Below are 25,401 nucleotides of genomic sequence, written 5' to 3' on the forward strand. Positions count from 1 at the left end.
AGGTTAACGATGGCAATCCACAGGTAAACCGAATGCACAAAAAAGCGTCCACGAATTTCAGTTACAGAAACTGCCGATTCTGTGGATGACGTAAAGCAAGCTTTTATTGTGGAATCAACGAGTTAAGCGTGCCTGGGGATGCGTCCACAGTTCCACAGCTTGCGCTGCGCCTGGTTACCTGGTGCAGACGATTATTTAGTGAGAGTGAGACGATTTGATGAATGACCTGATTCAAAAATTTAGCGACTGGAAGCGGCACAACGAAGGCAAGTCAAAGCGGACGGTCGATTCATATTCAGCTGCCCTGGTGCGCCTGGAAGTGTTCCTGGAAGGCCGTTCCCTGACTGCAGTGACGACTGACGATCTGGATCTGTACACCGGCCTCTGGCTACATAAGCAGGGTGTGATGGCAGTTGGCCGTCGACCGTATGTCGCTGCAGTGCGTGAATTCTATAAATGGCTGACAAGCAAAAAGCTGATCGAAGCCAATCCGGCCCTTTCGATTACCTATCCCACGGCCGGGCGCAAGCTGCCATCCATGATGTCGCTGGATAGCGCAGAAAAAATTATGTGGGCGCCAGACTTCTCAACGTTCGCCGGTGTCCGTGATGCTGCAATCCTGTCGCTGCTGCTTGGCTGTGGCCTGCGCCGTGAGGGTGTCTCCTGCCTGAATGAATCGAACCTGATTACGTCCGAATACAAGGGGGATCGTCGCTACATTCTGAAGGTGATTGAAAAGGGCGATAAAGAACGATCGCTGCCGGTGCCACGTGAGGCCGATATGGTTCTGCGACTGTATCTGGAGCATGAGGATCTGCAGCGTATTGATCGTACCTTGCCTAACGGTGACAAGGTCCTGTTTGTGTCGCTTAACAACATGACAGTGCCGGCGCATGCCTATATCGGCGAAGAGCGACGTATGGCGCCGCGCGCGATATGGGAGGTGGTGCGCAAGTACGGCCGCAAAGCAGGTATTCCAGAAAGCCAAATGCACCCGCACGCATTGCGTCACCTATTCGGCACCGAGCTGGCAGAGTCGGACGTCGATCTGCTGATCAGGCAAGAGCTGCTGGGACATGAGGATCCCAAGTCGACCGCGATCTACACCCACCTGGCCATGCGCAAAAAAATGGCCGAGGCAGATCGGGCCAATCCATTTACCAAGATCCGGACGCCAGTCGGCGATCTGATTTCAAAGCTTCGCCGTCCTTCCTGACGGGATCTTAATTTTTTAGCGAGACATTGCCATGGCCGCATCCGGACATCCAAACGCCGCACACAACTCACCATATATGCGGCGTGTGCCAAAACCTTATACATGCATCTACAGAGTGACAGCTATCGATGAAATGAAGCATTCCCGCGTGCCTCCCAACTTCACCCAATAACGGCCTAACTCAGATCATGCGACATACAACTAACCCTCAAGGCTCCCTGTTCCCTGACCTTCGCGGTCTGTCAGAAAGCGAAACTGATGCGCCTGCTGCAGAGGCTACAGACGCGCCTGAACAGCATGTAAAGCGAAACTCAGCCACCGGAATTGCAATGATGGTGCAGCAGTTGACCTCCCCAGCATCACCCCTGGCACCAAGTTCTAAGAGGGTGGGGGGTCGGCAAGGAAGTAAGGCCCCGGCCGGTGGGAGGGGCGGGTACCAAGATAAATGCGATGTTTTTCAGATTCGGGCGGGGGTAAAAAAAACGGACGATCCGCGGCTCGATGAGCTGTATGCCATGGGCATGCAGCAATACTGGCTGGATGTGGCCGAGTTTTTAGGTGTGGATGCCTTCCTGGGGATGTGGCGCGTTCTTGACGCGCACCGAGACACGATGCCGGACGCCGGCGGCCGCGGCGCCTCAATGTCGCCAACGCTCAGACCATACTCAAACTACCTTAAATTTCAGAAAAACCGCTTTGTAGAAAACCTCGCACGGCAGGGAGTGCCGCCAAGCGAGATACAAAAAAGGGTGCAAACCCAGCTGTGTGAAAAGATCTCGATAAATCACATATACCGTTTGAACAAGAAGAATAAGATCAAGCGATGATCCAGAAGACAGCAATTATTTATTTACGCGTCAGCTCTGCTCAGCAAGCAAAAAGTCAGTTACCGATCGAAAGTCAATTGCAACATGCTCACGCCAAGGCGATCGAGCTTGGCGCGACTGTAGTCCGTGTTTTTACCGATAACGGAATCTCTGGACGGACTGATAAGCGGCAGGATTTCCAGGACGCTATCGCATATTGCGAGCTCTACAAACCCGACTATTTTATTGCCTGGGATACGGCGCGTTTTGCGCGCAACAGGATCGATGCTGCGATCTATAAACGGGACTTGCGCAAGATTGGTACCGATGTCGTCTATGTATCGATGTCGATCGACAGCAAAACAGACGAAGGCTGGTTTGTAGAGGCACTGCTGGAGGTGATGGACGAGAGTACTTCACGTCGCATCAGCAAAGATACCAAGCGCAGCATGATCAAAAACGCCCAGGAGGGATTTTTCAACGGTGGCCGTGTGCCATTTGGCTATCGGGTCGAGCAAGTGGGCCAGCGTCGTCGTATGGCGATTCAAGATGATGAAGCGATGCTTGTCCGTGAAATTTTTCGACTGTGCGAGAAAGGAATGGGTTCTGGTGCGATCGCAATTAGCTTGAACAAAGACGGGCGACTGAACCGCGGCAAAAAATGGGCCAAAAGCAACGTTACATATCTATTGAAAAATCAGACTTACACCGGGCATACCGTTTTTGGGCGCCGAAAGCATCACGCCCTTGCCCTGGAGCCAGAAGAGAACTGGATCCGGACAAAAAGTCATCCGGCGATTATCGAAGAAAGTACTTTTATGAAAATACAGAATGCTATTTCCGACCGTGCACCGTTGGTGGACACCGGTAGTCCGCATAGTCAGCATTTTTTCACCGGCATGATGCGTTGTGGTCAATGTGATTGCGCTATGCATATAGCTAGCGGCACCGGCCGCGGCAAGGTGTACCACTACTACATTTGCGCGAATGCAAAAAAACATCAAGGCTGCAAGGGACGCAGAGTAAATGCCACCGAAGTCGACGATTATCTGATCCAGGTCATGCTGGATGAGGTCCTGACACGTGATCGAGTGCGGACAATCGTGCGTGAAATTCAAAGTGAGGCCAGCAAGTGGTGGTCAGATCGGGAGAAGCGCCGCGCCAACATCGTCGCCGAGATCCGCATGTGTGAAAAGAAACGCAGCAAGCTTTTTGAAATTCTTGAGCTGCATGGCAAAGATGCGCCTAACCTTGGCGATTTGACGGAGCGCATGCGTGAATTGAAGCAGCAGATCGAAAACTGGGAGATAAACCTGATTGCGCTGGAAGCAGAAGCAGATCCAGTGCTTGATATCAGCGAAAAGGATATCGTTGACGCTGCAGATACATTAAGGGGATTGGTGCTGAATTGTGAGGATCCAGTGACACTACGCACATTCTTCAGCTCGTTTGTGAAGAGGGTAGTACTAGAAGCCGATAAAGTCGTTATTGAATACGACTCTTCGAAACTAATGAACCACGAAACATCCGTGGTTCATAGTAAGAATAAGTGGCTCCCCGACCTGGACTCGAACCAGGGACCTGCGGATTAACAGTCCGTCGCTCTACCGACTGAGCTATCAGGGAACAGAAGCGAGATTATGTATCAAGAACTCTCACTTGTCAAAGCTTTCGCGATAAATTTCTTTGTTTTTTGCAAAAATATTTATCGCGCTTTTACTACTACGTATTAAATGACCTTCGCGATTGCGCCAACGACGTAATCGATGTTGCGTGTGTTCAAAGCTGCGACGCAGATACGGCCAGTGTCGATAGCGTAGATCGAGTATTCGTCACGCAGGCGATTGACTTGTTCTTTGGTCAGGCCAGAGTACGAGAACATGCCGCGTTGCTGAATAACGAAGTCGAAGTTGTGCGCTGGTGCTTGCTCTTTCAACTTCTGTACGAATGCTTGACGCATGTCACGGATACGTACGCGCATGTCAGCCAGCTCTTGTTCCCACAGTGCACGCAGTTCAGGTGTTGCCAGTGCGGTTGCAACGACTTGGCCGCCGTGGATAGGTGGGTTGGAGTAGTTGGTGCGGATGACGCGTTTCAATTGCGACAGGACGCGTGCTGCTTCTTCTGCGCTGACTGCAACGATGCTCAATGCGCCTACACGTTCGCCGTACAGCGAGAACGATTTGGAGAAGGAGTTCGAAACGAATACCGGGCCGCCAGCTTCTGCGAATTGACGAACTACTTTGCCGTCGGATTCGATGCCGTCGCCAAAGCCTTGGTAAGCCATGTCGAGGAATGGGATCAGGCCGCGTTTCAATACGACTTCAATGACTTGCGCCCATTGTGCGTCGGTCAGGTCTGCGCCGGTTGGGTTGTGGCAGCAAGCGTGCAACAGAACGATGGAGCCGCTTGGGATCGAGTTCAGGGTGTCCAGCATGCCGCTGAAGTTCACGCCGCGGGTTGCTGCGTCGTAGTATGGGTAGTTGTTAACTACGAAGCCAGCCGATTCAAACAGTGCGCGGTGGTTTTCCCAGCTTGGATCGCTGATCCAGACTTGTGCATTAGGTGCGAAGCGTTTCAGGAAGTCAGCGCCCAGTTTCAATGCGCCGGTGCCGCCGATTGCTTGCGCGGTCACTGCACGTTTTTCCTTGACTACTGCGCTATCGGCACCAAATACGAGTTCTTGTACTGCTTTGTCGTAAGCAGCCAGGCCGTCGATAGGCAGGTAACCGCGTGGCGACAGTTTTTCTGCCAGCAGTACTTCGGCTTTACGTACGCATTCCAACAGTGGCAACTTACCGTTGTCGTCGTTGTATACGCCGACACCAAGATTGATTTTGTTTGGATTCTTGTCAGCATTGAATGCTTCGGTAATACCAAGAATCGGGTCACGGGGCGCCATTTCGATGGCGTTGAGGAGCGAAGCAGGAAGAGGTGCGTTCATCGTGATAACATCAAAAGTTAGCTGCAAACGGTGGTGTTGCAGACGGGTTGTATGAAGCGCAAGGCCAAAAGTCTTGCGGGAAATGCGACTCACTATTTTACCAAAGGTCGGATTTAAATGGCTGATTTATCCCAGGTTTCCAATCCAGTTGACGAATCGAAAATCGTTACCTTCCCGAACTCCCCGTTTCGCCTGCATCAGCCGTTCCCGCCGGCAGGGGATCAGCCGACTGCGATTGCGAAATTGGCCGAAGGCATCGAAGATGGTCTGTTTTACCAGACGCTGCTGGGCGTAACCGGTTCCGGCAAGACTTATACAGTTGCTAACGTGATCGCCCGCATGGGGCGTCCGGCCATCGTGTTTGCGCCTAACAAGACGCTGGCGGCACAGTTATATAGTGAATTCCGCGAGTTTTTCCCGGAAAACGCGGTCGAGTACTTCGTCAGTTACTACGATTATTACCAGCCGGAAGCATACGTACCGCAGCGCGACTTGTTCATTGAGAAAGATTCGTCCATCAATGAGCACATCGAGCAGATGCGCCTGTCCTGTACCAAATCGCTGATGGAACGGCGCGATGTGGTGATTATTGCGACGGTGTCGGCGATTTACGGTATCGGTAACCCGAGCGAATACCACCAGATGATCCTGACCTTGCGTGCCAAGGACAAGGTTAGCCAGCGTGATGTGATTGCGCGCCTGATCGCGATGCAATACACGCGCAACGAGGTCGATTTTGGTCGCGGTACCTTCCGCGTACGCGGCGACACTATAGATATCTTCCCGGCCGAGCATGCCGAGCTGGCGATCCGGCTGGAGATGTTTGATGACGAGATTGAAAGTTTACAGCTGTTTGACCCGCTGACCGGCCGCGTCAAACAGAAGATCCCGCGCTTTACCGTATACCCAGGTTCGCATTACGTGACGCCGCGTGCCACCGTGCTGCGCGCGATCGAAACGATTAAGGATGAATTGCGCGAGCGTCTGGAGTTCTTCCGCCAGGAAAGCAAGCTGGTAGAAGAGCAGCGCCTAGAGCAGCGTACCCGTTTCGACCTGGAAATGATGCAGGAAATCGGCTTTACCAAAGGCATCGAAAACTATTCACGCCACCTGAGCGGCGCCAAGGCGGGCGATCCGCCGCCGACGTTGGTGGACTACCTGCCGCAGGATGCGCTGATGTTTATGGATGAGTCGCACGTCCTGATGGGCCAGCTCAACGGTATGTATAACGGCGATAGGGCACGTAAAACCAATCTGGTCGATTACGGCTTCCGTTTGCCGTCGGCACTGGATAACCGGCCGCTGCGCTTCGATGAGTTCGAAGGCAAGATGCGGCAGATGGTGTTCGTCTCGGCAACACCTGCTGACTACGAGAATACACATGCCGACCAGGTGGTCGAGCAGGTGGTACGTCCTACCGGCCTGGTCGATCCGATTATCAGCGTGCGTCCGGCGTCGACTCAGGTAGATGACCTGATGTCGGAGATTACCGATCGCGTGAAGAAGAATGAGCGCGTACTGGTGACCACGCTGACCAAGCGTATGGCCGAGCAATTGACAGAGTTCCTGACGGATAACGGCGTGAAGGTGCGTTACCTGCACAGCGATATCGATACGGTTGAACGGGTCGAGATCATCCGCGATTTGCGCCTGGGTACGTTCGACGTTTTGGTCGGGATTAACTTATTGCGCGAAGGGCTGGATTTGCCTGAGGTGTCTTTGGTGGCGATTCTGGATGCGGACAAGGAAGGCTTTTTGCGTTCCGAGCGCAGCCTGATCCAGACCATAGGCCGTGCCGCGCGTAACCTGAGCGGGATGGCGATACTGTATGGCGACAAGGTCACCGACTCCATGCGCCGCGCCATCGATGAAACCGAGCGTCGTCGCGCCAAGCAGATTGCTTTCAATGCGGCGAATAACATCACGCCTATGGGTATCAAAAAGAATATCCGTGAGTTGATCGATGGCGTCTACAGTCCGCAGGAAGCGCGCCTCGAGTTGCAGGTTGCGCAGGAGCACGCCAAATATGAGGCGATGAGCGAGAAGCAGGTCAGCAAGGAAATCAAACGCCTGGAAAAACAAATGCTGGTGCATGCGAAGAACCTGGAGTTTGAAAAGGCGGCGCAGATGCGTGATCAGTTGCGCATCCTCAAAGAGCAGCTGTTTGGCGCGCCGGGCGCTGATAACGTCACACCGCTGGCGGGTAATCAATAGTGATTTAGGCTTGTGTCGGGCGAACTAGCGGCTACAATCGCTGCTTCGCCCGCTCGCTATCAAGCTATGTCGCACACAATTCCACCTACCTTTATTGCCATGCTGGATGCCGCCGACGCATCCTGGCGTCCTATTCTGCTGGCTGGCCTGCAAGCAGTACATCAGGCCGCTCCCGATTATTTGCCTACGCTGGCCGGTGATGATTTCCTGCCAAATGGTGGTCGCCTGTTTGCTGCCTTCAAGCAGCCGCTGGCCGCTGTGCACTATGTATTGGTGGGCGAGGGGCCTTATCCGCGTCCGGATAGTGCGACCGGGGTTTGCTTTATGGACGGTGCGGTGTCGTCGCTATGGTCAGACAAGGGTTTGTCCAAGCAGGTCAATCGCGCTACGTCACTGCGCAATTTCATGAAAATGCTGTTGGTAGCGGATGGTCAACTGGCGGTAGAGCAGACCACCGGCGATGCTTTGGCGGGCGTATCGCAGAAGGCGCAGGCGGAGCCGGCTAAAGTGATCCAGACCTTGCCTGAGTTGCAGGACAAGCTGACGCAGCATGGCTTCCTCTTGTTGAATGCTTCGCTGGTATTCCGCGCCCATGTCGCGCCGGTGAAGGATGCGAAAGCCTGGCTGCCGTTCCTGCAAACCGTGCTGGCGGCTTTGGCTGATCATGCGCAACGGGCAGGCCAGACCGCGCCGACGCTAGTCTTATGGGGCAAGATAGCGGTGCAATTGGAGGCTTTGCCTGAGAGCGGGCGCTTCCCGAAGAGGGCTTCCGAGCACCCGTATAACCTGAGCTTTATCGCGAATGCGGTGATGCAGGACCTGTTTGGCCCTATGCATTTATTGCAGAAATAGAGTTGTTTTAAATCAGGCTGAGCTGGCGCAGGTCGGTCGCTTCTGCTGGCTCTTTGGCTTCATTCGCCGGAGCGGCAGCACTTGCTTGTGTCGCTGCAGCTTTGCCTGGTTTTTCCGGTTTGCTTTCACGTGTAAGCAGCCGCGAAATCATGGTTTCAAAGAACGCAGGCAACGCGTGCTGATCATCATGCGCGTGGAAATGCTGGCGTATCACCATCCCATCCCACATCCCCGTCAGGAACAAGGCGGTTTGCGCCGCATCCAGTGAAGCGTCCATCTGTCCGCGCGCCTGCGCAACCCGCAGCAGGTTGGTCAGGCCCATGATCCATTCCGCTTCTATCTTGCGCAGCACCGTGCCTACGCGTTTGCTGCGCATGCCTTCTGCATAGACTTCCGTCATCAGGCTGGCGTCACCACCCGCGCGATAACGTTCTGCGAACAGGCGGGTGGTGGTGTTCAGTGCTTGCTGTAGTGATTCGGCATCGCGCATTTGCAGCAACATCGCGCGGGTCTGGCGGCGCTCATCTTCCACCATAGCTTCAATGATGGCTTCCTTGCCGGTGAAATAACGATAGACCGCACCCGGGCCGAGGCCGGTTTCAGCGCAGATTTGCTGCATGGAGGTTTGGTGGAAGCCGGTTTTGCGGAAACATTTGCCAGCTGCCTTGAGGACTTCAATTCGTTTTTTATCGGCTTTTTGGGTAGGCGATTGCGGGGTCTTGGAGATGCGTGTGGCCATTGCAGATATCGAAACGAGGTTTCAGTCAATTAACGAAGGGTCAATTATAAATTGAATATTCGTTCAAAGTCATATTTGTACTAAATCAGTGTGAAATGTGCTTTCTTCTATTGCTGTTATTTTGGGTTTTGCTCTGGAAAGTTTAATTAAATTGATTGAATAATCATTCAAATAATTATTTTGGCTAATGGTGTTTGGGGTGAATTCGGTGCTTCGGGACGGTTGCGGCTTGGGTTTGCGTGCGTCCTGCTGGCTATCGCAGGGTAATTTGCTGGCGCATAAAAACCTGATTTTTATGCGATGCAATATCTGGCTTAGTGACGCTGGTCAATGTTGTCAGGCTGGGTGGCTTATAAAATATCGACTTGGAAATGTTGGCGGAAAAGCCTTGTTGTATCCCGGCAAATCGGAAAAAGCGGGTACCTGACAGATTCAGTCAAGTTTGTTATACTTGAGTGAATCGATCAACCACTCGGTTTATTCATTCCTGTTGATCACTGGAGGCAAGATTCATGCGTTTGACGACTAAAGGACGTTTTGCTGTAACAGCAATGATTGACTTGGCATTGCGCCAGGACAATGGTCCGGTCACGCTCGCCGGAATCAGCCAGCGACAAGAGATTTCGCTGTCGTATCTGGAGCAGTTGTTTGGCAAGTTGCGCCGTCATGAAATCGTTGAATCCGTGCGCGGACCAGGTGGTGGTTACAACCTGGCGCGTCGTGCAGAAGACGTGACGGTGGCAGATATCATTATTGCCGTCGATGAACCTCTGGACGCAACGCAGTGCGGTGGCAAGGAAAATTGCCATAGCCCTGAGCATGAACACGGTGGTCGTTGCATGACGCATGACCTGTGGGCAACGCTAAATGCAAAAATGGTGGATTATCTCGATTCTGTGTCGTTAAAAGATTTGGTTGACCAGCAAAAACAAAAGATTTCTGAACAATGCGTGGTGGTTGTGCACCGCAACCACGCAGCCGTTTGATTATTGGAGCTTAAAAGATGAACGCCCCGTTAGACAAAAGCCTGATTGATACGATCAAGGCGCCGCATTTCCCGATTTATATGGATTATTCGGCGACTACGCCTATCGATCCACGGGTCGCTGACAAAATGATTCCGTACCTGCGTGAGCAGTTCGGTAATCCGGCTTCGCGCAGCCATATGTATGGCTGGACGGCTGAGAAGGCAGTGGAAGACGCACGTGAGCAAGTCGCTGCACTGGTCAACGCTGACCCACGTGAAATCATCTGGACTTCGGGCGCAACGGAAGGCAACAACCTCGCACTCAAGGGCGCGGCACAATTTTATAAAACCAAGGGCAAGCACATCATCACGGTAAAGACCGAGCACAAAGCTGTGCTGGATACCGTGCGTGAACTGGAGCGCCAGGGTTTTGAAGCAACTTATCTGCAACCGCAAGACAATGGCCTGATCACTATCGAGCAATTGGCGGAAGCGATTCGTCCTGACACCATTCTGGTATCGGTGATGCTGGTCAACAATGAAATCGGCGTGATCCAGCCTATCGATGAAATCGGCGAATTGTGCCGCAGCAAGGGCATCATCTTCCATTGCGACGCTGCACAGGCAACCGGCAAAGTGAAGATCGACCTGGAAAAATCCAAAGTCGACCTGATGACATTTACTGCACACAAAACCTACGGTCCTAAAGGTATCGGTGCCTTGTACGTACGCCGCAAACCACGCGTCCGTATCGAAGCGCAAATGCACGGCGGTGGCCATGAGCGCGGCCTGCGTTCGGGCACGCTGGCAACCCACCAGATCGTGGGCATGGGCGAAGCTTTCCGTATCGCACGTGAAGAAATGGATGAAGAAATCACCCGTATCAAGGGTTTGCGCGACCGTTTGGCCAAAGGCCTGATGGATATGGAAGAGGTCTATATCAACGGCGATATGGATCACCGCGTACCGCACAACCTCAACGTCAGCTTCAACTATGTTGAAGGCGAGTCGCTGATCATGGCAATCAAGGATCTGGCTGTTTCTTCAGGTTCGGCTTGTACTTCGGCCAGTCTGGAACCATCTTATGTATTGAGAGCGCTCGGTCGCAGCGATGAATTGGCGCACAGTTCGATTCGTTTCACTTTCGGTCGCTTTACGACGGAAGAGGACGTGGATTTCACGATCAAGCTGATCAAGGAAAAAGTCAACAAGCTGCGCGAATTGTCGCCGCTGTGGGATATGTATAAAGACGGGATCGATATCAGCACGATCCAATGGGCAGCGCACTAATATCGTTCTCATTCCTGTCGCTGAATGGCAGGAATAAGGCTTAACAAGGAGTATCAAAATGGCTTACTCAGATAAAGTTCTCGATCACTACGAAAATCCACGTAACGTGGGTGCCTTCGACAAAGGTGATGAAACCATCGGTACCGGCATGGTCGGTGCACCGGCTTGCGGCGACGTGATGAAATTGCAAATCAAGGTCGGCGCTGACGGCGTGATCCAGGATGCCAAGTTCAAAACCTACGGCTGCGGCTCGGCGATTGCTTCGTCGTCGCTGGTGACCGAATGGGTCAAAGGCAAAACCCTGGACCAAGCAATGTCGATCAAGAACACGCAAATCGCGGAAGAACTGGCTTTGCCGCCAGTCAAGATTCACTGCTCGATTCTGGCAGAAGATGCGATCAAGGCAGCAGTGCTGGACTACAAAACCAAGCACGGCGTAGCTGAATCGAAAGAAGCGGCTTAAGCTTGTTTAAGCGTCTGTGCAGCGCGTGTCCTTGCGGATGCGCGTGGCACAGTCCGGACAATCTTTTAGAGCAAAGATCATGGCAATTACACTGACTGAAAAAGCAGCGAAGCACATTACTCGCTATATGGAACGGCGCGGCAAGGGTATCGGCCTTCGTTTCGGCGTGCGCACGACCGGTTGTTCCGGTCTGGCCTACAAGCTGGAATATGTGGACGAAAGCGCCAATGAAGATAGCGTGTTTGAATCGCATGGCATCAAAGTCTTTGTCGATCCGAAGAGCTTGCCGTACATCGACGGCACCGAGCTGGACTTTGCACGTGAAGGTCTGAACGAAGGTTTTAAATTCCGCAATCCGAACGTCAAGGATGAATGCGGTTGCGGCGAAAGCTTCCGTATTTGATAGCTGGCTGCAGGGGCGTTTGCGCTCCGGCAGGAATGCCTTCTTTAGAGAGAGCCTGTCGAATGTGCGCAGGCTTTTTTATTTAATAAACCGGATATTCCCTGAGTATTCACTGATGCGATGTGTCGCATCGCACTAAAAGCCAGCCCATAGCCAGCGCACAAGCATGCAAAACCACTTCGAACTCTTCCACCTGCCGCAGCGCTTTGCCGTCGACCTGAAGGCACTGGATGGCGCGTATCACAGCGTGCAGGGCCAGGTTCACCCTGATAAGTTTGCACATGCGTCGGATGCCGAGAAACGCGTGGCGATGCAATGGGCGACCCGTGCGAATGAGGCCTATCAGACACTGAAGAGCCCGTTCAAGCGCGCGGCTTACATGTGTGAACTGAATGGTGTCGATCTGCAGGTCGAGTCCAATACCGCGATGCCGGTTGAATTCCTGATGCAACAAATGGAGTGGCGCGAAGCGCTGGACGACGCACGTGCACACAAAAGCAGTGAAGAGCTGGATGAGCTGGACAGCGCGATTCGCGCCGCACGCAAAACCACGGTAGCCGAGATCGGCACCTTGCTGGATGCGAACGACTTTACGCAAGCGGCCGGACTAGTGCGCCAGCTGATGTTCCTGGAAAAATTTGCCGAAGAAGTTTCTTATGCATTGGATGCCTTGCCGGATTGATAGGGCATGGCATCGATTGCAGTAAAACCGATTAATGCGCGTAGCTAGCAATCACGCGCTAACGATGATGGCCGCAGTATGACCGTCATCCCATCTTGAGATAAGTTACAAACGAATATGGCTCTTCTTCAAATCGCCGAACCCGGCATGTCTACCGCGCCGCATCAGCACAGGCTGGCAGTCGGTATTGATCTCGGTACTACCAATTCTCTGGTCGCGACAGTACGCAACAGTATTCCTGAAGTATTGACCGATGAAGAAGGGCGCGCCTTGCTGCCGTCCGTCGTGCACTACATGAAGAACGGTCACGCGCAAATCGGTTACAAGGCGCTGGCAGCACAAAATACTGATCCAAAAAATACGGTAGCGTCGGTCAAGCGTTTCATGGGCCGTGGTTTGAAAGACATCGCCTATGTTGAAAACCTGCCTTACGATTTCCTCGACACACCTGGCATGGTGCAGCTGAAAACCGTGGCTGGTGTCAAAAGCCCGGTAGAAATTTCCGCTGAGATCCTCGCCACTTTGCGTCAGCAGGCAGAAGATGCGCTGGGCGATGAGTTGGTCGGTGCAGTGATTACCGTGCCTGCGTATTTTGATGATGCGCAGCGCCAGGCGACCAAGGATGCAGCCAAGCTGGCTGGCTTGAACGTCTTGCGCCTGCTGAACGAACCGACCGCTGCAGCGATTGCCTACGGTCTCGATAACGGCTCTGAAGGTGTGTTCGCAGTCTACGATCTGGGTGGCGGCACCTTCGACGTATCCATACTCAAACTGACCAAGGGCGTATTTGAAGTGCTGTCTACCGGTGGCGATTCCGCGCTGGGTGGTGACGACTTCGATCATCGCCTGCTGTGCTGGATCATAGAACAAGCCAAACTGTCGCCTTTGTCCGATGAAGACCTCAGCGTCCTGATGGTGAAGTCGCGCGAAGCGAAAGAATTGCTGTCGACCAAGGCAGAAACACGCATAGATGCAGCACTGGGTTCGGGCGAAGAAGTGCACCTGACAGTGACGGCTGAAGAGTTTGTCAAAATGACGCAGCATCTGGTGGCGAAAACCATTACGCCCACCAAGAAAGCATTGCGCGATGCTGACCTGACCGTGGATGACGTCGATGGCGTTGTGATGGTGGGTGGTGCGACGCGCATGCCGCATATACGTAAAGCGGTCGGTGAGTTTTTCCAGGCTACGCCGCTGGCGAATATTGATCCGGATAAAGTCGTGGCGCTCGGCGCGGCGGTACAAGCCAATCTGTTGGCCGGTAATCGTGCCGCAGGCGACGACTGGTTGTTGCTGGATGTGATTCCTTTGTCGCTCGGTATAGAAACCATGGGTGGCCTGGTTGAAAAAGTCATTCCACGTAACTCGACCATTCCATGTGCACGCGCGCAGGAATTCACGACTTTTAAAGATGGCCAGACTGCGATGGCGATCCATATTGTGCAGGGCGAACGTGAACTGGTGAGCGATTGCCGTTCGCTGGCTCGCTTTGAATTGCGCGGCATTCCACCGATGGCTGCGGGCGCAGCACGCATACGCGTCACCTATCAGGTGGATGCGGATGGCTTGCTCTCTGTTTCTGCCCGTGAACTGCGTTCCGGCGTCGAAGCTTCGATCAGCGTCAAACCTTCGTATGGTCTGGAAGACGACCAAATCGCGCAGATGCTGCAGGATTCATTCAAGTCGGCAGATGTCGACATGGCTTTGCGTGCCTTGCGCGAAGAGCAGGTGGAAGCAGAGCGCATCGTACTGGCGACGCAATCCGCGCTGGCGGAAGATGGTGGCTTGTTGTCTGATGATGAGCGTGCATCCGTTACCGGCTTGCTGGCTGCCGTGCAGCAAAGCAGCACCGGTAACGACCATCATGCGATCAAGGCGGCAGTCGAAGCCCTGGCGCAAGGGACGGAAGAATTTGCCGCACGTCGCATGGATCGCAGCGTACGAACTGCGCTTTCTGGCAAGAAACTGGACGAAATTTGATACATCGCTCTTCATCCTGTGGGTGAAGGGTAGTCAGGCTAAGCAGTGTGCATTAAAACTTAAACTTTCGAGGTAAACCAAGTGCCCCAAATCGTTGTTCTTCCCCACCATGCTTTGTGCCCGGACGGTGCCGTAATCGAAGCGCCTGCAGGCAAATCGATATGTGATGTTTTGCTGGAAAACGATATCGATATCGAACACGCTTGCGAGAAATCCTGCGCCTGCACAACTTGCCACGTGATCGTGCGCGAGGGCTTTGCTTCGCTGAATGAAGCCGGTGAAACTGAAGAAGATTTGCTGGACAAGGCCTGGGGCCTGGAAGCCTCATCGCGCCTGTCCTGCCAGGCCATCGTAGCGGAAGAAGACCTGGTGGTTGAGATTCCACGCTATACAATTAATCATGCCAGCGAAAATCACTAAAACTTATTGCCGGGAGAGCTGATATGAAATGGACAGACACCATCCGCATTGCGGAAGAATTGAACGATAAATTCCCAAACATCGATCCTTTGACGATACGTTTTACCGACCTGCATCGCTGGGTATGTGAACTGGATGGCTTTGACGATGCACCGGATCACTCAGGTGAAAAAATCCTCGAAGCGATCCAGATGGCATGGATAGAAGAAGCGAAATAATCACTTCATTGTGACGAAAAAAAAGCGACCCGCAGGTCGCTTTTTTTATGGCCATCAAGGATTATCGTGGGCGCAGGTAACCATCAACTACGCGAACCTGGTCGCCGTTGCTCCAGTTAGGTGGGTTGTTGTATGGGAAGGTGCGGATGCGACCATCGTCCATACGGACACGCACTTCATAGGTCGTAGTGGTGCGGGTGTGTTTCTCGATTTCGTTACCGGCATAACCGCCACCGACTGCACCAGCTACTGTTGCCAGGCTGCGGCCGTTACCGTTACCGATCTGGTTACCGAGCAAGCCACCAACTACAGCACCACCGACGATACCGACACCGCTAGGTTTGGCTGCGGTTTGTACACTGCGGATGGATTCGATGCGACCGCAGTTGCTGCAAACCTGGGCTGGAGGTGCTGCTTGTGCCAGCTTGTTGCTGGAGTTTTCACGGGCTTGTGCCTGCTTCGCTGCCTTGGCGGCTGCGGCCTGGCGTTCGTCAGCTTCACGACGTGCCTGATCGGCACGTTCTTCGGCAGCTTGTGCTTCTGCTGCTTTATCAGCGGCTTCTTTTTCCAGCGCGGCGATGGCTTCTTTTTGTGAACCGGAGCTGTTTGAGTTAGGCAGCATACCGGTCATGGCGGCGATACCAACCAGACAGACCAGCAATACTGCGACAGCAGCAGCGGCGATGAGTGGGTGTATGCGACTAGTAGTGTTATTGGTTTCCATGGTTCCCCCAGCTAGTGGTTATTGTTCGAGTAGCTGCAGTATTGCGCGCTACCAGTTAAATAAAAAGCCGAAACCTGTGTCAAATGTAAGCCTATGTAACGATACACACCTGAAAACAACATTTAGTTTCTCACAATAAAAAAAGGACTGCCGAAGCAGTCCTTTTTTGTTTTCATATGGAAACTTAGTCTTCGCGACGCAGGTGCGGGAACAGCAATACGTCACGGATATTCGGCGAGTCGGTGATGATCATCATCAGGCGATCGATACCGATACCGCAGCCACCGGTCGGAGGCATGCCGTATTCCAGCGCACGGATGTAATCAGCGTCGTAGTACATCGCTTCTTCATCGCCTGCGTCCTTGGCGGCTACCTGTGCCTGGAAGCGTGCTGCCTGGTCTTCTGCATCATTCAGCTCGGAGAAGCCGTTGGCGATTTCACGACCAACCATGAACAACTCAAAGCGCTCGGTGATGCCTTCGACGGTATCCGAAGCACGTGCCAGTGGCGATACTTCAACCGGGTAATCAATGATGTATGTCGGCTCCCACAGTTGCGCTTCCGCAGTTTCTTCAAACAGTGCCAGTTGCAACGCGCCGAGGCCGGAGTGGGCATGTGGCTTGACGCCGAATTTCTTCAGTTCAGCCTTGATGAATTCGGCGTCGTGCAATTGTTCGTTGCTGTATTGCGGCGCGTATTTATTGATTGCACCGACGATGGTCAGGCGATGGAAAGGCTTCGCCAGGTCCAGTTCGCGACCGCCGTATGTCAGGGTGGCGGTGCCGTGGGCATCGATCGCTGCCTGACGGATGACGGCTTCGGTGAAGTCCATCAGCCATTTGTAATCGGTGTACGCCGCATAGAATTCCATCATCGTGAATTCCGGATTGTGGCGTATCGAGACGCCTTCATTACGGAAGTTACGGTTGATTTCAAAGACGCGATCGAAGCCGCCGACAACCAGGCGCTTCAGGTACAGCTCAGGTGCGATACGCAGGAACATTTCCATGTCGAGCGCATTGTGATGCGTCACGAAAGGCTTGGCTGCAGCGCCGCCAGGGATCGTGTGCAACATCGGTGTTTCGACTTCCATGAAGTCGTTCTCTGCCATGAAGCGGCGTATCGATGCGATCGCAGCAGTACGTGCCTTGAAGGTACGGCGTGTATCTTCATTCATGATCAGGTCGACGTAACGCTGGCGATACTTGGTTTCCTGATCGGCCAGGCCGTGGAATTTATCCGGCAATGGACGCAGCGATTTGGTCAGCAAGCGCAGTTCGGTAACCTTGATGGTCAATTCATCAGTCTTGGTTTTGAACAGGGTGCCGACTACGCCCAGGATGTCGCCGAGGTCGTAGTGATGCAGTGCCGCCATCGCCGCTTCACCGGTCAGGTCCAGCGTTGCGTAGATCTGGATACGGCCATCGGCTTTCGGTCCGGACGCATCCTGCAAGGTGGCAAATGCCGCTTTCTTGCCTGCTTCACGTTTCAACATCATGCGGCCTGCCAGCGTCACGGTGACTGGCTCGGCTTCCAGTTCTTCGCGTGTCTTGCTGTCGTACTGCGCGTGCAGGTCGGCTGCTTTATGTTGTGGACGGAAGTCGTTCGGGAACGCGATACCTTGTTCACGCAAGGTGCTCAGCTTGGCGCGGCGCTCGGCGATGATTTTGTTTTCGTCTTGCGGTAGCGCTGCTGCAGCGTCGTCGTTGTGCGTAGTCATGGGAGGCAACAATCTGTATGTAAATGTGTTTTATTGACGGAGGTACTCGGTGCTGCTTATACGCCTTGCTTCAGCGATGCGGCGATGAAATCGTCGATGTCGCCGTCGAGTACCGCCTTGGTATTGCCGGTTTCAAAGTTGGTACGCAAGTCCTTGATGCGGGACTGATCCAGTACGTAGGAACGGATCTGATGACCCCAGCCGACGTCGGTTTTGGAGTCTTCCAGCTTTTGCTGTTCGCTCATGCGATTGCGCAATTCCAGCTCAAACAGTTTGGCTTTCAGCATGTCCCATGCTTCGGCTTTGTTGCGATGCTGCGAACGGTCGTTCTGGCACTGCACGACGATGCCGGACGGAGCGTGCGTCAGACGCACAGCGGAGTCGGTTTTATTGATGTGCTGACCACCCGCGCCGGACGCACGATAGGTGTCGATGCGGACGTCGGCCGGATTGATATCGATCTCGATCGAGTCGTCGACTTCAGGGTAGACGAACAAGCTGGAGAACGAGGTGTGACGACCATTGGCCGAATCGAACGGCGATTTGCGCACCAGGCGATGCACGCCGGTTTCAGTACGCAGGAAGCCGTAGGCGTAGTCTCCTTCAACCTTGAGGGTCGCGGTTTTGATACCGGCAACCTCGCCGTCGGATTGTTCGAGGATTTCGACCTTGAAGCCTTTGCGTTCGCAATAGCGCAGGTATTGGCGCAACAACATCGATGCCCAGTCCTGCGCCTCGGTACCACCAGCACCAGCCTGGATATCGATAAAGCAGTTGTTGGCATCCATAGGATTGTTGAACATGCGGCGGAATTCCATGCCTTCAACCAGCTTCAGCAATTCCTGTGCATCGTTTTCGATGGCGACGATGGTGTCTTCGTCTTTTTCTTCACGCGCCATTTCAAACAGATCGCGCGCGTCGTTCAGCTCGGAATCAATTTTGATGAGCGTATGGACGATCGCTTCCAGCGATTTCTTTTCTTTGCCCAGGTCCTGGGCGCGTTTCTGGTCGTTCCAGACATCCGGGTCTTCGAGTTCACCGTTGACCTGGTCGAGTTTCTCTGACTTCACATCGAAGTCAAAGATACCTCCGGAGTTCGGCCGCGCGAGTCGTGAGATCGGCGAGCAGGGATTCGAGGGAATTTAAGCGTTCAGCTTCCATGATATTTCTTCAGCAATCAAACCGTGAATTATACCTGAGCTAGTGTTTGCTTTTAAGCCAGTTTCTAGGGCAAACTGGCTTGGGATATCGTTTTTTCAATATTAGGACTACTGATAAATATTATTCAGGGAGTAACAAATATGGAGCGGTCGCGACACATTTGCGCGTTTTTTTGCGTATGTGCGGTACTGACAGGCTGTTCCACGACCCCGGCGCCACGCGGGGAAGTCAAGGGGATGTCAGCCAGCGGTAAAGAGATGGCGCAGTCGGATACCAACCGGATTGCCACGATAGCCATGCGTGACAATCTGGAAAGCCTGTATCTGCTGATGGATAAGCTATACAAGCGCAATCCTGCCGAATGGCGTAAAACCGGCACCAGCCGTGAGGAAAGCATCAAGCGGGTGCGTGCTGCGGTGGAGCAGCGTCAGCCGTGGCCGGGCCTGCAGGGCCAGCGCGACATCAAGGCACTGTCCCTGGCGCTGAGTCCTGAATTCAGTGGTGACCGGGTGGCGGCGCTGATTTATGGCAGTGCCGACATGATAGTCGCCGCGCATGATGGCAAAACCGAATTTTTCCTGATCGACGGGCTGGATGCGCAGCATATCTACAATGCCGCCCGCAATATCGAAATCGCGGTGTGGCTGCTGGGCAGCCGGCGTGACAGCAATGGCAGGGTTTTGCTGCTGGCCGACGATATCAGCGAAAACGGACGCAACCTGAGCTTTGAGCGCGAATTCGGCAAGGTGGTCGGTCGACTCGACCTGATGGCCGAGTTCCTGACTGAGAAGTACCGCCGTGCCGGTATCACTTATGTGCAAAACCTGATCGGCGGTTCCTTCCTGCAATTCCTGCCAGTGCGTTGATTTTTAGTCTGCAGCCTCAGCATGCTCGACCAGCAACTGGACGCGGGTACGGCCATTGAATTCATTCGCGTCGAGACGGAAAGCGACGCGCGCACGATTCGGTAGCGAGTCTATGTGGCCGAACCAGATAGCGTCATAGCTGGCACCGTCTTTTTCCAATGTCAGCTTGAGGTGACGTTCTTTCAGGATGCGCTGGTTGACGACGCGGAACTCATCGCAAAACACTGGCGGCGCAAAGCCCTGGCCCCATACCTGGGCTTCCATCAATTCTATGAATTGCGTAGTGAAGTAAGCGGTTTCCAGCGGGCCGTCGGTTTCTACCACGCGCTCCAGCTGATTCTGATCCAGCCAGTCCTTGCCGACTGCTTCAAACGCTGCGGTAAACGCATCCAGTGCATCTGCCCGTATCGTCAAACCAGCCGCCATCGCGTGACCGCCAAATTTATCGATCAGTGTCGGAGCGTGCTTGGATACCAGATCCAGCGCGTCGCGCAAATGGAAGCCTGCAATCGAGCGACCCGAACCCTTGATCCAGCCATCTCCGGCATCGGCAAAGGTAATCGTCGGGCGGTAAAACTTGTCTTTCAGGCGTGAGGCGACGATACCGATCACGCCCTGATGCCAGCTCGGATCAAATACGCTGATGGTGGTCTTGTCTTGCGGATTGAAGTTTTCCAGCAAGAGCAGCGCGGTGTCCTGCATATCCGCTTCTATGCTGCGACGCTCGCGATTGATTTCATCGAGTTGCTGTGCGATAGCCCAGGCGCGGCCTTCGTCGTCGGTGGTCAGGCATTCTATGCCTAGCGACATGTCCGACAGGCGACCGGCGGCATTCAGGCGCGGCCCCAGTGCAAAGCCAAGATCGAACGGCGAGGCGCGACGGGCTTCACGTCCGGCCGCGCGGAACAGGGCGGCAACGCCTGCGTGCATGCGTCCGGCGCGCATGCGCTTCAAACCTTGGGCGACCAGGATGCGGTTATTGGCATCGAGTTTGACCACGTCGGCCACAGTGCCGAGTGCGACCAGGTCGAGCAGGCTATCCAGCTTGGGTTGGGTCTGTGCGTCGAAGATGCCGCGCTTGCGCATTTCTGCGCGCAAGGCGAGCAGCACGTAAAACATCACGCCTACACCTGCCAGGTTCTTGCTCGGGAAGCCGCAATCCGGCTGATTCGGATTCACGATGACGCGTGCTGCCGGCAGCGTGTCAGCGGGCAAGTGATGGTCGGTCACGACCACATCGATGCCGCGACGATTGGCTTCGGCCACGCCATCTATGCTGGCGATGCCGTTGTCGACGGTGACGATGACGTCGGGCGTTTTTTCACGGACGGCGAGGGCGACGATTTCCGGTGTCAGGCCATAGCCATATTCAAAGCGATTCGGCACGATGAAGTCGACGATGGCACCCATCGCGCGCAAACCACGCAGCGCAACCGCACAGGCGGTCGCGCCATCGCAGTCGTAGTCGGCGACGATGATGAGTTTCTTTTTAGCGGCGATCGCGTCGGCCAGGTAGCTGGCGGCCACATCTATTTGCAGCAGGCCGGGCGGCGGAATCAGTGCAGTCAGTTCGCTATTCAATTCCTTCAGGTCGAGCAAGCCGCGCGCGGCATACAGGCGCGCCATGACCGGGTGCACGCCGCTTTGTGCCATGCGTTCAGCATCGCGGAATGGATAGGGACGGGTGGTAATACGGGTCATGGTGCCAGTCGGGTGAGGGATGCTTTACGCCAGAATTTGCGCAGCGACGATTTGCTGCTGGTGATGGTCGACAAGGCGGTGTTATTGCTGAGGGTGAGGCTGAGCTGGTCTAGTTGGCCGTTTTTCAGTGCTTCCAGCAAAGGCGCAAACCAGATGCCTTCCATCGCCTGCAGGCGCATTAGCCATTCCGACCAGTCGCCAGCCATCGCCGGGGCGATGAGGCTTTCCAGTGTGAGCAGGCCGCGTTGCGGATGAGTGGCTAACAGCTCGGCGGCGGAACTCACGGCACGCTGTCTGAGCTCTGCGCCGATCAGCGGATTGCGCCCGGTGGATAAACTGAATGTTTCTTCAAATTTCTGTGCCGGAGCCGCATTGCCACTGCTTGTGGCACCCCACAGCCAAACCGAATTGACCGGTTTCAAGCCGCGCATTTCGCGTGCTTCATTGGTCGGATGGGCATGCCAATGCATTTGGACTTCGTTTTGCAGGCGACGCCAGTCACGCGCTTTTTCGCCCTTGGGCATCCAGATGTCGATGTTGTGGCCGCAGGCTGCGCCCGGAGTTGACGTCTGCAAAGCGGATAATTCATCGGCGCGCAGGAACCAGGTTTGCGCATCGCCATACAGCAGCGTCTGGCCGGTTTCGGCAAATAAAGGTTGGATGACCTCAAACAGGCTGCGCGCATCTTCTTCCGCCAGCTGCAATTGCTGGGTGTCTGTCAGGACCAGGTGATCGCGGGCGATGTGTAAATGTACAGGCTGCAGAATGAACCAGGTGCCATCTGCGCTTGGCAGGCCGTAGGCGGTCATCGCGTTGTGTGCGGCGGCGGGGCTGGTGTCGCCTGTGCTGCCCAGGCCGAATTGCCGCGCCAGCCATGTTTCATGCGGCAGGCTGCGGGCAAAGCCGTCAAATGCCAGGTGTTCGGTCAAATCGCCGCGTCCGAGCAGGGTGGCGAGTGCGGGCGTTTTCAGCTCACGCATGAGGTCGCGTGCCATTTCTTTCTGTGGCAGGGCGTACGGTAAAAGGAGTGCAAGTTGAGTCATGCCGCGATTGTAGGGCAATTGCGTGATGCACTGCTATCTGGATCGCTAATCCGGATTTGTATCTGCCGGGAACGTAAGTTGATACGGCATAGTCAATCGCTGGTACGCTTGCCGCTTTTCACCCTCGGGCTGTACTGGCAAAGGGGAATGTATGGCAAACTGCGTGCTGCATTCAGGAGCCCTCTTTGAGCATCATAAAAAACTTATCTTTCGAATGGCTGGTCGGCATACGCTATACGCGTGCCGGGCGACGCAGTGGTCGTAACAGCTTTATCTCATTCATCTCGCTGATTTCGATGGCGGGCATTGCGCTCGGCGTGGCGGCACTGATTATTGTGTTGTCGGTCATGAACGGCTTCCAGAAGGAGGTGCGTGACCGCATGCTGTCGGTGCTCTCGCATATAGAGATCTTCGAGCCGCAAGGTGCGCTGCCGGACTGGCAGGCGACTGCGCGTGAAGCCTTCACGAATAAGGAAGTGCTGGGCGCTGCACCTTATGTGGATGCCCAAGCCATGATGACGCGTGATGACACTTTGCGTGGCGTCGCGGTGCGTGGTGTGTTGCCAGCGGAAGAACCCAAGGTTTCGGATGTTGCGTCGCAAGTGCGCCAGGGTAGCCTGAATAATTTGCGTGCCGGTGAGTTCAATATCGTGCTGGGCAATGAGCTGGCCCGTAGCATGGGCGCGCAGCTGGGCGACAAGGTAACGATGATTGCGCCGCAAGGGCAGGTTACGCCGGCAGGTGTGATTCCGCGTCTCAAGCAATTTACCGTGGCTGGCATTTTCGATTCCGGTCACTTTGAATACGATTCGACGCTGGCTTTCATCCATATTAATGATGCGATGACTATGTTCAAACTGCCAGCGCCATCCGGTTTGCGCCTGAAAATCGCCGACATGCAGCGTGCGCCACAAGTCGCGATGGATTTGACGCAAGTCATCAGCGGCAATGTGCTGATACGTGACTGGTCGCGCCAGAACCGTAACTGGTTCGCTGCGGTACAAACAGAAAAACGCATGATGTTCATCATCCTGACCCTGATCATTGCGGTCGCCGCGTTTAACCTGGTGTCCACGCTGGTGATGACAGTGACCGACAAGCAGGCCGATATTGCGATCCTGCGTACCCTCGGTGCATCGCCACGCTCCATCATGAAGATCTTCATGATCCAGGGCGCTTTGGTCGGCCTGATAGGTACGGCACTGGGCGTTGGTGGTGGTGTGTTGATTGCGTCGAATATCGATGTGATCGTGCCGTTTATCGAACGCTTGCTGCACGTGCAATTCCTGCCCAAGGATATTTACCTAATTAGCGAACTGCCATCTGATCTGCGCTGGAATGATGTCTGGACCATCGGCAGTGTGGCAGTAGTACTTTCTTTTGTTGCGACGCTGTACCCAAGCTGGTGGGCTGCCCGCGTAAAACCTGCGGAGGCATTGCGTTATGAGTGATCAAGTATTGGCGTGCCGCGATCTGGCTAAGACTTTCACGCAAGGGAAGTATTCGGTCAATGTACTGAAAGGCATCAACCTGGATATCGTCAAAGGTGAGCGTGTGGCCATCGTCGGCGCTTCCGGTTCCGGCAAATCGACCTTGCTGCATTTGCTGGGTGGCCTGGATACGCCTAGTGCGGGTTCAGTAACCTTGTTGGGACAGGACTTCGCGACGCTGGATGAAAAGAAACGTGGTGACTTGCGTAACCAGTCGCTGGGCTTTGTGTATCAGTTCCATCATCTCTTACCAGAGTTTTCTGCGTTGGATAATGTTGCGATGCCCCTGATGATACGGCGTGTACCGCGTGCGGAAGCGCATGAAACAGCGCGCAAGATACTGGCACGGGTAGGGCTCGAGCATCGCGTTACACACGTACCGGGTGAGTTGTCCGGTGGTGAACGACAACGCGTGGCTTTGGCGCGCGCGCTGGTGACACAACCGGCGTGTGTACTGGCAGATGAACCTACCGGTAACCTGGACCGTGCAACTGCGCAAAAGACATTCGATCTGATGCTCGAGTTGTCGCGTACCTTGGGTACGGCGTTTATCATCGTGACGCATGATGTTGAGTTGGCGACGCACTGCGACCGGATTCTGCGTTTGTCGGATGAGGGGCTGCAGCCTTATACGGATTGATTTTCGGGATAGCTATGGATGATTTGCATTGCCATCATCTGATTGCGCATAGTTGATATGTGGGTAGATACACACTGTCATCTGGATGCGGCCGAGTTTGCAGGTGTTGAAGACGCCATTGCAGTCGAAGCGGCGCAAAGCGAGGTCGGCATGATCGTGATCCCGGCGGTTGCGCGCGATAACTTCGTGACGGTGGCCGAGCTGGCACGCAAGCATGCCAATTGCAGTTACGCCCTCGGCATCCATCCCATCTATGTGCCGCAGGCCGAGGAAAGTGATCTCGCTCTCTTGCGCGAGACAGTGGCTGCGGCCATGAACGATCCCCGTTTTGTTGCTTTGGGCGAGATAGGCCTGGATTTCTTTGTGCCTATGCTGACCACGCCGGAGATGCGTGAGAAGCAGGAATTCTTTTATGCAGAGCAACTCAAGATTGCGCGCGACTTTGACTTGCCAGTACTGCTGCATGTGCGGCGTTCGCAAGACAGCATCCTGAAATACTTGCGTCGCATCAAAGTGGTCGGCGGCATTGCCCATGCATTCAATGGCAGCTTCCAGCAAGCTGAAACCTTCATCTCACTGAATTTCAAACTCGGCTTTGGCGGCGCGATGACATTTACCCGTGCGCTGCAAATCCGGCGCATGGCGGCGACCTTGCCGATCGAAGCCATCGTGCTGGAAACCGATGCACCCGATATTTCGCCGGCCTGGCTGCACCCTGAACGCAATAGTCCTGGGCAATTGCCGCGTATAGGCCAGGTATTGGCTGAATTGCGTGAACTTCCACTGAATGAGGTCGCACACCAGACGACCGCCAATGCGCTTGCCGTGATGCCGCGGCTGGGCAGCTTTATCTAATTCCTGG

24 protein-coding genes and 1 tRNA gene are annotated in these 25,401 nt (G+C 54.4%); 17 read left to right on the plus strand and 8 right to left on the minus strand.

The genetic code is table 11. The annotated features are described in order from the left end of the window. Positions 1-217: 217 nt before the first annotated feature. The 3 genes from IXC47_RS04575 to IXC47_RS19560 all read left to right on the plus strand — a co-directional run bounded on the left by IXC47_RS04575 (position 218) and on the right by IXC47_RS19560 (position 3,614). Positions 218-1,216, plus strand: coding sequence for a tyrosine-type recombinase/integrase (locus tag IXC47_RS04575; protein WP_195874858.1), 999 nt, complete (start codon positions 218-220; stop codon positions 1,214-1,216). Positions 1,217-1,731: 515 nt separating this feature from the next. Next, positions 1,732-2,043 carry a hypothetical protein gene (locus tag IXC47_RS04580; protein ID WP_195874859.1) on the plus strand — a complete coding sequence of 104 codons (312 nt, stop codon included), beginning with the start codon at positions 1,732-1,734 and terminating at the stop codon, positions 2,041-2,043. Then, positions 2,040-3,614, plus strand: a complete 1,575-nt coding sequence (locus IXC47_RS19560; protein WP_407651076.1) for a recombinase family protein — start codon at positions 2,040-2,042, stop codon at positions 3,612-3,614. The genes IXC47_RS04580 and IXC47_RS19560 overlap by 4 nt, the downstream gene beginning before the upstream one ends. Here IXC47_RS19560 and IXC47_RS04595 read toward each other — a convergent pair. Both IXC47_RS04595 and IXC47_RS04600 read right to left on the minus strand, forming a co-directional pair. After that, positions 3,573-3,648: transfer RNA gene (locus IXC47_RS04595), tRNA-Asn, on the minus strand. The genes IXC47_RS19560 and IXC47_RS04595 overlap by 42 nt on opposite strands. Before the next feature lie 103 nt (positions 3,649-3,751). Next, positions 3,752-4,966, minus strand: coding sequence for an amino acid aminotransferase (locus IXC47_RS04600; protein ID WP_175626511.1), 1,215 nt, complete (start codon positions 4,964-4,966; stop codon positions 3,752-3,754). 117 nt (positions 4,967-5,083) lie between these two features. Between IXC47_RS04600 and uvrB the strand changes: the two genes are divergently transcribed. Both uvrB and IXC47_RS04610 read left to right on the plus strand, forming a co-directional pair. Continuing rightward, entirely contained in the window at positions 5,084-7,180 is a 2,097-nt protein-coding gene (gene uvrB, locus IXC47_RS04605) for an excinuclease ABC subunit UvrB (RefSeq protein ID WP_195874860.1), read from the plus strand. Between the two features lie 66 nt (positions 7,181-7,246). Beyond that, on the plus strand, positions 7,247-8,032 hold the full coding sequence (locus IXC47_RS04610; protein WP_195874861.1) for a uracil-DNA glycosylase family protein: 786 nt from the start codon (positions 7,247-7,249) through the stop codon (positions 8,030-8,032). Between the two features lie 7 nt (positions 8,033-8,039). Here IXC47_RS04610 and IXC47_RS04615 read toward each other — a convergent pair whose 3' ends face one another. Further along, entirely contained in the window at positions 8,040-8,771 is a 732-nt protein-coding gene (locus IXC47_RS04615; protein WP_195874862.1) for a TetR/AcrR family transcriptional regulator, read from the minus strand. A gap of 512 nt (positions 8,772-9,283) precedes the next feature. Between IXC47_RS04615 and iscR the strand changes: the two genes are divergently transcribed. The 8 genes from iscR to iscX all read left to right on the plus strand — a co-directional run bounded on the left by iscR (position 9,284) and on the right by iscX (position 15,194). After that, positions 9,284-9,757, plus strand: coding sequence for a Fe-S cluster assembly transcriptional regulator IscR (iscR, locus tag IXC47_RS04620; protein WP_012079108.1), 474 nt, complete (start codon positions 9,284-9,286; stop codon positions 9,755-9,757). 17 nt (positions 9,758-9,774) lie between these two features. Next, a complete protein-coding gene (locus IXC47_RS04625; RefSeq protein ID WP_175626514.1) occupies positions 9,775-11,028 on the plus strand; it encodes an IscS subfamily cysteine desulfurase in 1,254 nt (417 codons plus the stop codon). Between the two features lie 58 nt (positions 11,029-11,086). Beyond that, a complete protein-coding gene (gene iscU / locus IXC47_RS04630; RefSeq protein WP_012079110.1) occupies positions 11,087-11,491 on the plus strand; it encodes a Fe-S cluster assembly scaffold IscU in 405 nt (134 codons plus the stop codon). 79 nt (positions 11,492-11,570) lie between these two features. Further along, entirely contained in the window at positions 11,571-11,894 is a 324-nt protein-coding gene (gene iscA, locus IXC47_RS04635; RefSeq protein ID WP_012079111.1) for an iron-sulfur cluster assembly protein IscA, read from the plus strand. Between the two features lie 166 nt (positions 11,895-12,060). Continuing rightward, on the plus strand, positions 12,061-12,576 hold the full coding sequence (hscB, locus tag IXC47_RS04640; protein WP_175626515.1) for a Fe-S protein assembly co-chaperone HscB: 516 nt from the start codon (positions 12,061-12,063) through the stop codon (positions 12,574-12,576). Positions 12,577-12,693: 117 nt separating this feature from the next. Then, entirely contained in the window at positions 12,694-14,556 is a 1,863-nt protein-coding gene (gene hscA / locus IXC47_RS04645; RefSeq protein WP_195874863.1) for a Fe-S protein assembly chaperone HscA, read from the plus strand. Positions 14,557-14,637: 81 nt separating this feature from the next. Continuing rightward, positions 14,638-14,976, plus strand: coding sequence for an ISC system 2Fe-2S type ferredoxin (gene fdx, locus IXC47_RS04650; RefSeq protein WP_175626517.1), 339 nt, complete (start codon positions 14,638-14,640; stop codon positions 14,974-14,976). 23 nt (positions 14,977-14,999) lie between these two features. Continuing rightward, complete coding sequence (gene iscX, locus IXC47_RS04655; protein WP_195874864.1) at positions 15,000-15,194, plus strand: Fe-S cluster assembly protein IscX; 195 nt, start codon at positions 15,000-15,002, stop codon at positions 15,192-15,194. 61 nt (positions 15,195-15,255) lie between these two features. Here iscX and IXC47_RS04660 read toward each other — a convergent pair whose 3' ends face one another. The 3 genes from IXC47_RS04660 to prfB all read right to left on the minus strand — a co-directional run bounded on the left by IXC47_RS04660 (position 15,256) and on the right by prfB (position 18,799). Continuing rightward, positions 15,256-15,918 carry a glycine zipper 2TM domain-containing protein gene (locus IXC47_RS04660; RefSeq protein WP_175626519.1) on the minus strand — a complete coding sequence of 221 codons (663 nt, stop codon included), beginning with the start codon at positions 15,916-15,918 and terminating at the stop codon, positions 15,256-15,258. A 184-nt stretch (positions 15,919-16,102) separates the two neighbouring features. Then, positions 16,103-17,638, minus strand: a complete 1,536-nt coding sequence (gene lysS / locus IXC47_RS04665; protein WP_175626520.1) for a lysine--tRNA ligase — start codon at positions 17,636-17,638, stop codon at positions 16,103-16,105. Between the two features lie 56 nt (positions 17,639-17,694). After that, a protein-coding gene (gene prfB / locus IXC47_RS04670; protein ID WP_175626521.1) for a peptide chain release factor 2 occupies positions 17,695-18,799 on the minus strand; the annotation gives its coding sequence in 2 pieces (ribosomal slippage) (positions 17,695-18,717 and positions 18,719-18,799; 1,104 coding nt in all). 140 nt (positions 18,800-18,939) lie between these two features. Here prfB and IXC47_RS04675 point away from each other — a divergent pair. Further along, positions 18,940-19,665, plus strand: a complete 726-nt coding sequence (locus IXC47_RS04675) for a hypothetical protein (RefSeq protein ID WP_195874865.1) — start codon at positions 18,940-18,942, stop codon at positions 19,663-19,665. Between the two features lie 3 nt (positions 19,666-19,668). Here the strand turns inward: IXC47_RS04675 and recJ are convergent, their stop codons facing one another. Together recJ and IXC47_RS04685 are read right to left on the minus strand one after the other, a co-directional pair. Continuing rightward, positions 19,669-21,366, minus strand: coding sequence for a single-stranded-DNA-specific exonuclease RecJ (recJ, locus tag IXC47_RS04680; protein ID WP_195874866.1), 1,698 nt, complete (start codon positions 21,364-21,366; stop codon positions 19,669-19,671). Next, positions 21,363-22,361, minus strand: coding sequence for a hypothetical protein (locus IXC47_RS04685; protein ID WP_230089402.1), 999 nt, complete (start codon positions 22,359-22,361; stop codon positions 21,363-21,365). Before IXC47_RS04685 ends, recJ begins: the two co-directional genes overlap by 4 nt. A 233-nt stretch (positions 22,362-22,594) precedes the next feature. On the opposite strand from IXC47_RS04685, the gene IXC47_RS04690 reads away from it, so the two are divergent. The 3 genes from IXC47_RS04690 to IXC47_RS04700 are packed head-to-tail and all read left to right on the plus strand — an operon-like array spanning position 22,595 to position 25,394. Next, positions 22,595-23,860, plus strand: a complete 1,266-nt coding sequence (locus IXC47_RS04690) for a lipoprotein-releasing ABC transporter permease subunit (RefSeq protein WP_175626525.1) — start codon at positions 22,595-22,597, stop codon at positions 23,858-23,860. Further along, complete coding sequence (gene lolD, locus IXC47_RS04695; RefSeq protein ID WP_175626526.1) at positions 23,853-24,539, plus strand: lipoprotein-releasing ABC transporter ATP-binding protein LolD; 687 nt, start codon at positions 23,853-23,855, stop codon at positions 24,537-24,539. The genes IXC47_RS04690 and lolD overlap by 8 nt, the downstream gene beginning before the upstream one ends. 57 nt (positions 24,540-24,596) lie before the next feature. Beyond that, entirely contained in the window at positions 24,597-25,394 is a 798-nt protein-coding gene (locus IXC47_RS04700; protein ID WP_195874868.1) for a TatD family hydrolase, read from the plus strand. Positions 25,395-25,401: the final 7 nt, after the last annotated feature.

This window comes from Herminiimonas contaminans (genome assembly GCF_015645465.1).
Classification (GTDB): Bacteria; Pseudomonadota; Gammaproteobacteria; order Burkholderiales; family Burkholderiaceae_D; genus Oxalicibacterium; species Oxalicibacterium contaminans.

What these genes read in the sequence shown, in the direction of transcription:
- IXC47_RS04575 (WP_195874858.1), top strand. Translation starts at nt 218, where the DNA reads ATGAATGACCTGATTCAAAAATTTAGCGACTGGAAGCGGCACAACGAA.
- IXC47_RS04580 (WP_195874859.1), top strand. Translation starts at nt 1,732, where the DNA reads ATGGGCATGCAGCAATACTGGCTGGATGTGGCCGAGTTTTTAGGTGTG.
- IXC47_RS19560 (WP_407651076.1), top strand. Translation starts at nt 2,040, where the DNA reads ATGATCCAGAAGACAGCAATTATTTATTTACGCGTCAGCTCTGCTCAG.
- IXC47_RS04600 (WP_175626511.1), bottom strand. Translation starts at nt 4,966, where the DNA reads ATGAACGCACCTCTTCCTGCTTCGCTCCTCAACGCCATCGAAATGGCG.
- uvrB (WP_195874860.1), top strand. Translation starts at nt 5,084, where the DNA reads ATGGCTGATTTATCCCAGGTTTCCAATCCAGTTGACGAATCGAAAATC.
- IXC47_RS04610 (WP_195874861.1), top strand. Translation starts at nt 7,247, where the DNA reads ATGTCGCACACAATTCCACCTACCTTTATTGCCATGCTGGATGCCGCC.
- IXC47_RS04615 (WP_195874862.1), bottom strand. Translation starts at nt 8,771, where the DNA reads ATGGCCACACGCATCTCCAAGACCCCGCAATCGCCTACCCAAAAAGCC.
- iscR (WP_012079108.1), top strand. Translation starts at nt 9,284, where the DNA reads ATGCGTTTGACGACTAAAGGACGTTTTGCTGTAACAGCAATGATTGAC.
- IXC47_RS04625 (WP_175626514.1), top strand. Translation starts at nt 9,775, where the DNA reads ATGAACGCCCCGTTAGACAAAAGCCTGATTGATACGATCAAGGCGCCG.
- iscU (WP_012079110.1), top strand. Translation starts at nt 11,087, where the DNA reads ATGGCTTACTCAGATAAAGTTCTCGATCACTACGAAAATCCACGTAAC.
- iscA (WP_012079111.1), top strand. Translation starts at nt 11,571, where the DNA reads ATGGCAATTACACTGACTGAAAAAGCAGCGAAGCACATTACTCGCTAT.
- hscB (WP_175626515.1), top strand. Translation starts at nt 12,061, where the DNA reads ATGCAAAACCACTTCGAACTCTTCCACCTGCCGCAGCGCTTTGCCGTC.
- hscA (WP_195874863.1), top strand. Translation starts at nt 12,694, where the DNA reads ATGGCTCTTCTTCAAATCGCCGAACCCGGCATGTCTACCGCGCCGCAT.
- iscX (WP_195874864.1), top strand. Translation starts at nt 15,000, where the DNA reads ATGAAATGGACAGACACCATCCGCATTGCGGAAGAATTGAACGATAAA.
- IXC47_RS04660 (WP_175626519.1), bottom strand. Translation starts at nt 15,918, where the DNA reads ATGGAAACCAATAACACTACTAGTCGCATACACCCACTCATCGCCGCT.
- lysS (WP_175626520.1), bottom strand. Translation starts at nt 17,638, where the DNA reads ATGACTACGCACAACGACGACGCTGCAGCAGCGCTACCGCAAGACGAA.
- IXC47_RS04675 (WP_195874865.1), top strand. Translation starts at nt 18,940, where the DNA reads ATGGAGCGGTCGCGACACATTTGCGCGTTTTTTTGCGTATGTGCGGTA.
- recJ (WP_195874866.1), bottom strand. Translation starts at nt 21,366, where the DNA reads ATGACCCGTATTACCACCCGTCCCTATCCATTCCGCGATGCTGAACGC.
- IXC47_RS04685 (WP_230089402.1), bottom strand. Translation starts at nt 22,361, where the DNA reads ATGGCACGCGACCTCATGCGTGAGCTGAAAACGCCCGCACTCGCCACC.
- lolD (WP_175626526.1), top strand. Translation starts at nt 23,853, where the DNA reads ATGAGTGATCAAGTATTGGCGTGCCGCGATCTGGCTAAGACTTTCACG.
- IXC47_RS04700 (WP_195874868.1), top strand. Translation starts at nt 24,597, where the DNA reads ATGTGGGTAGATACACACTGTCATCTGGATGCGGCCGAGTTTGCAGGT.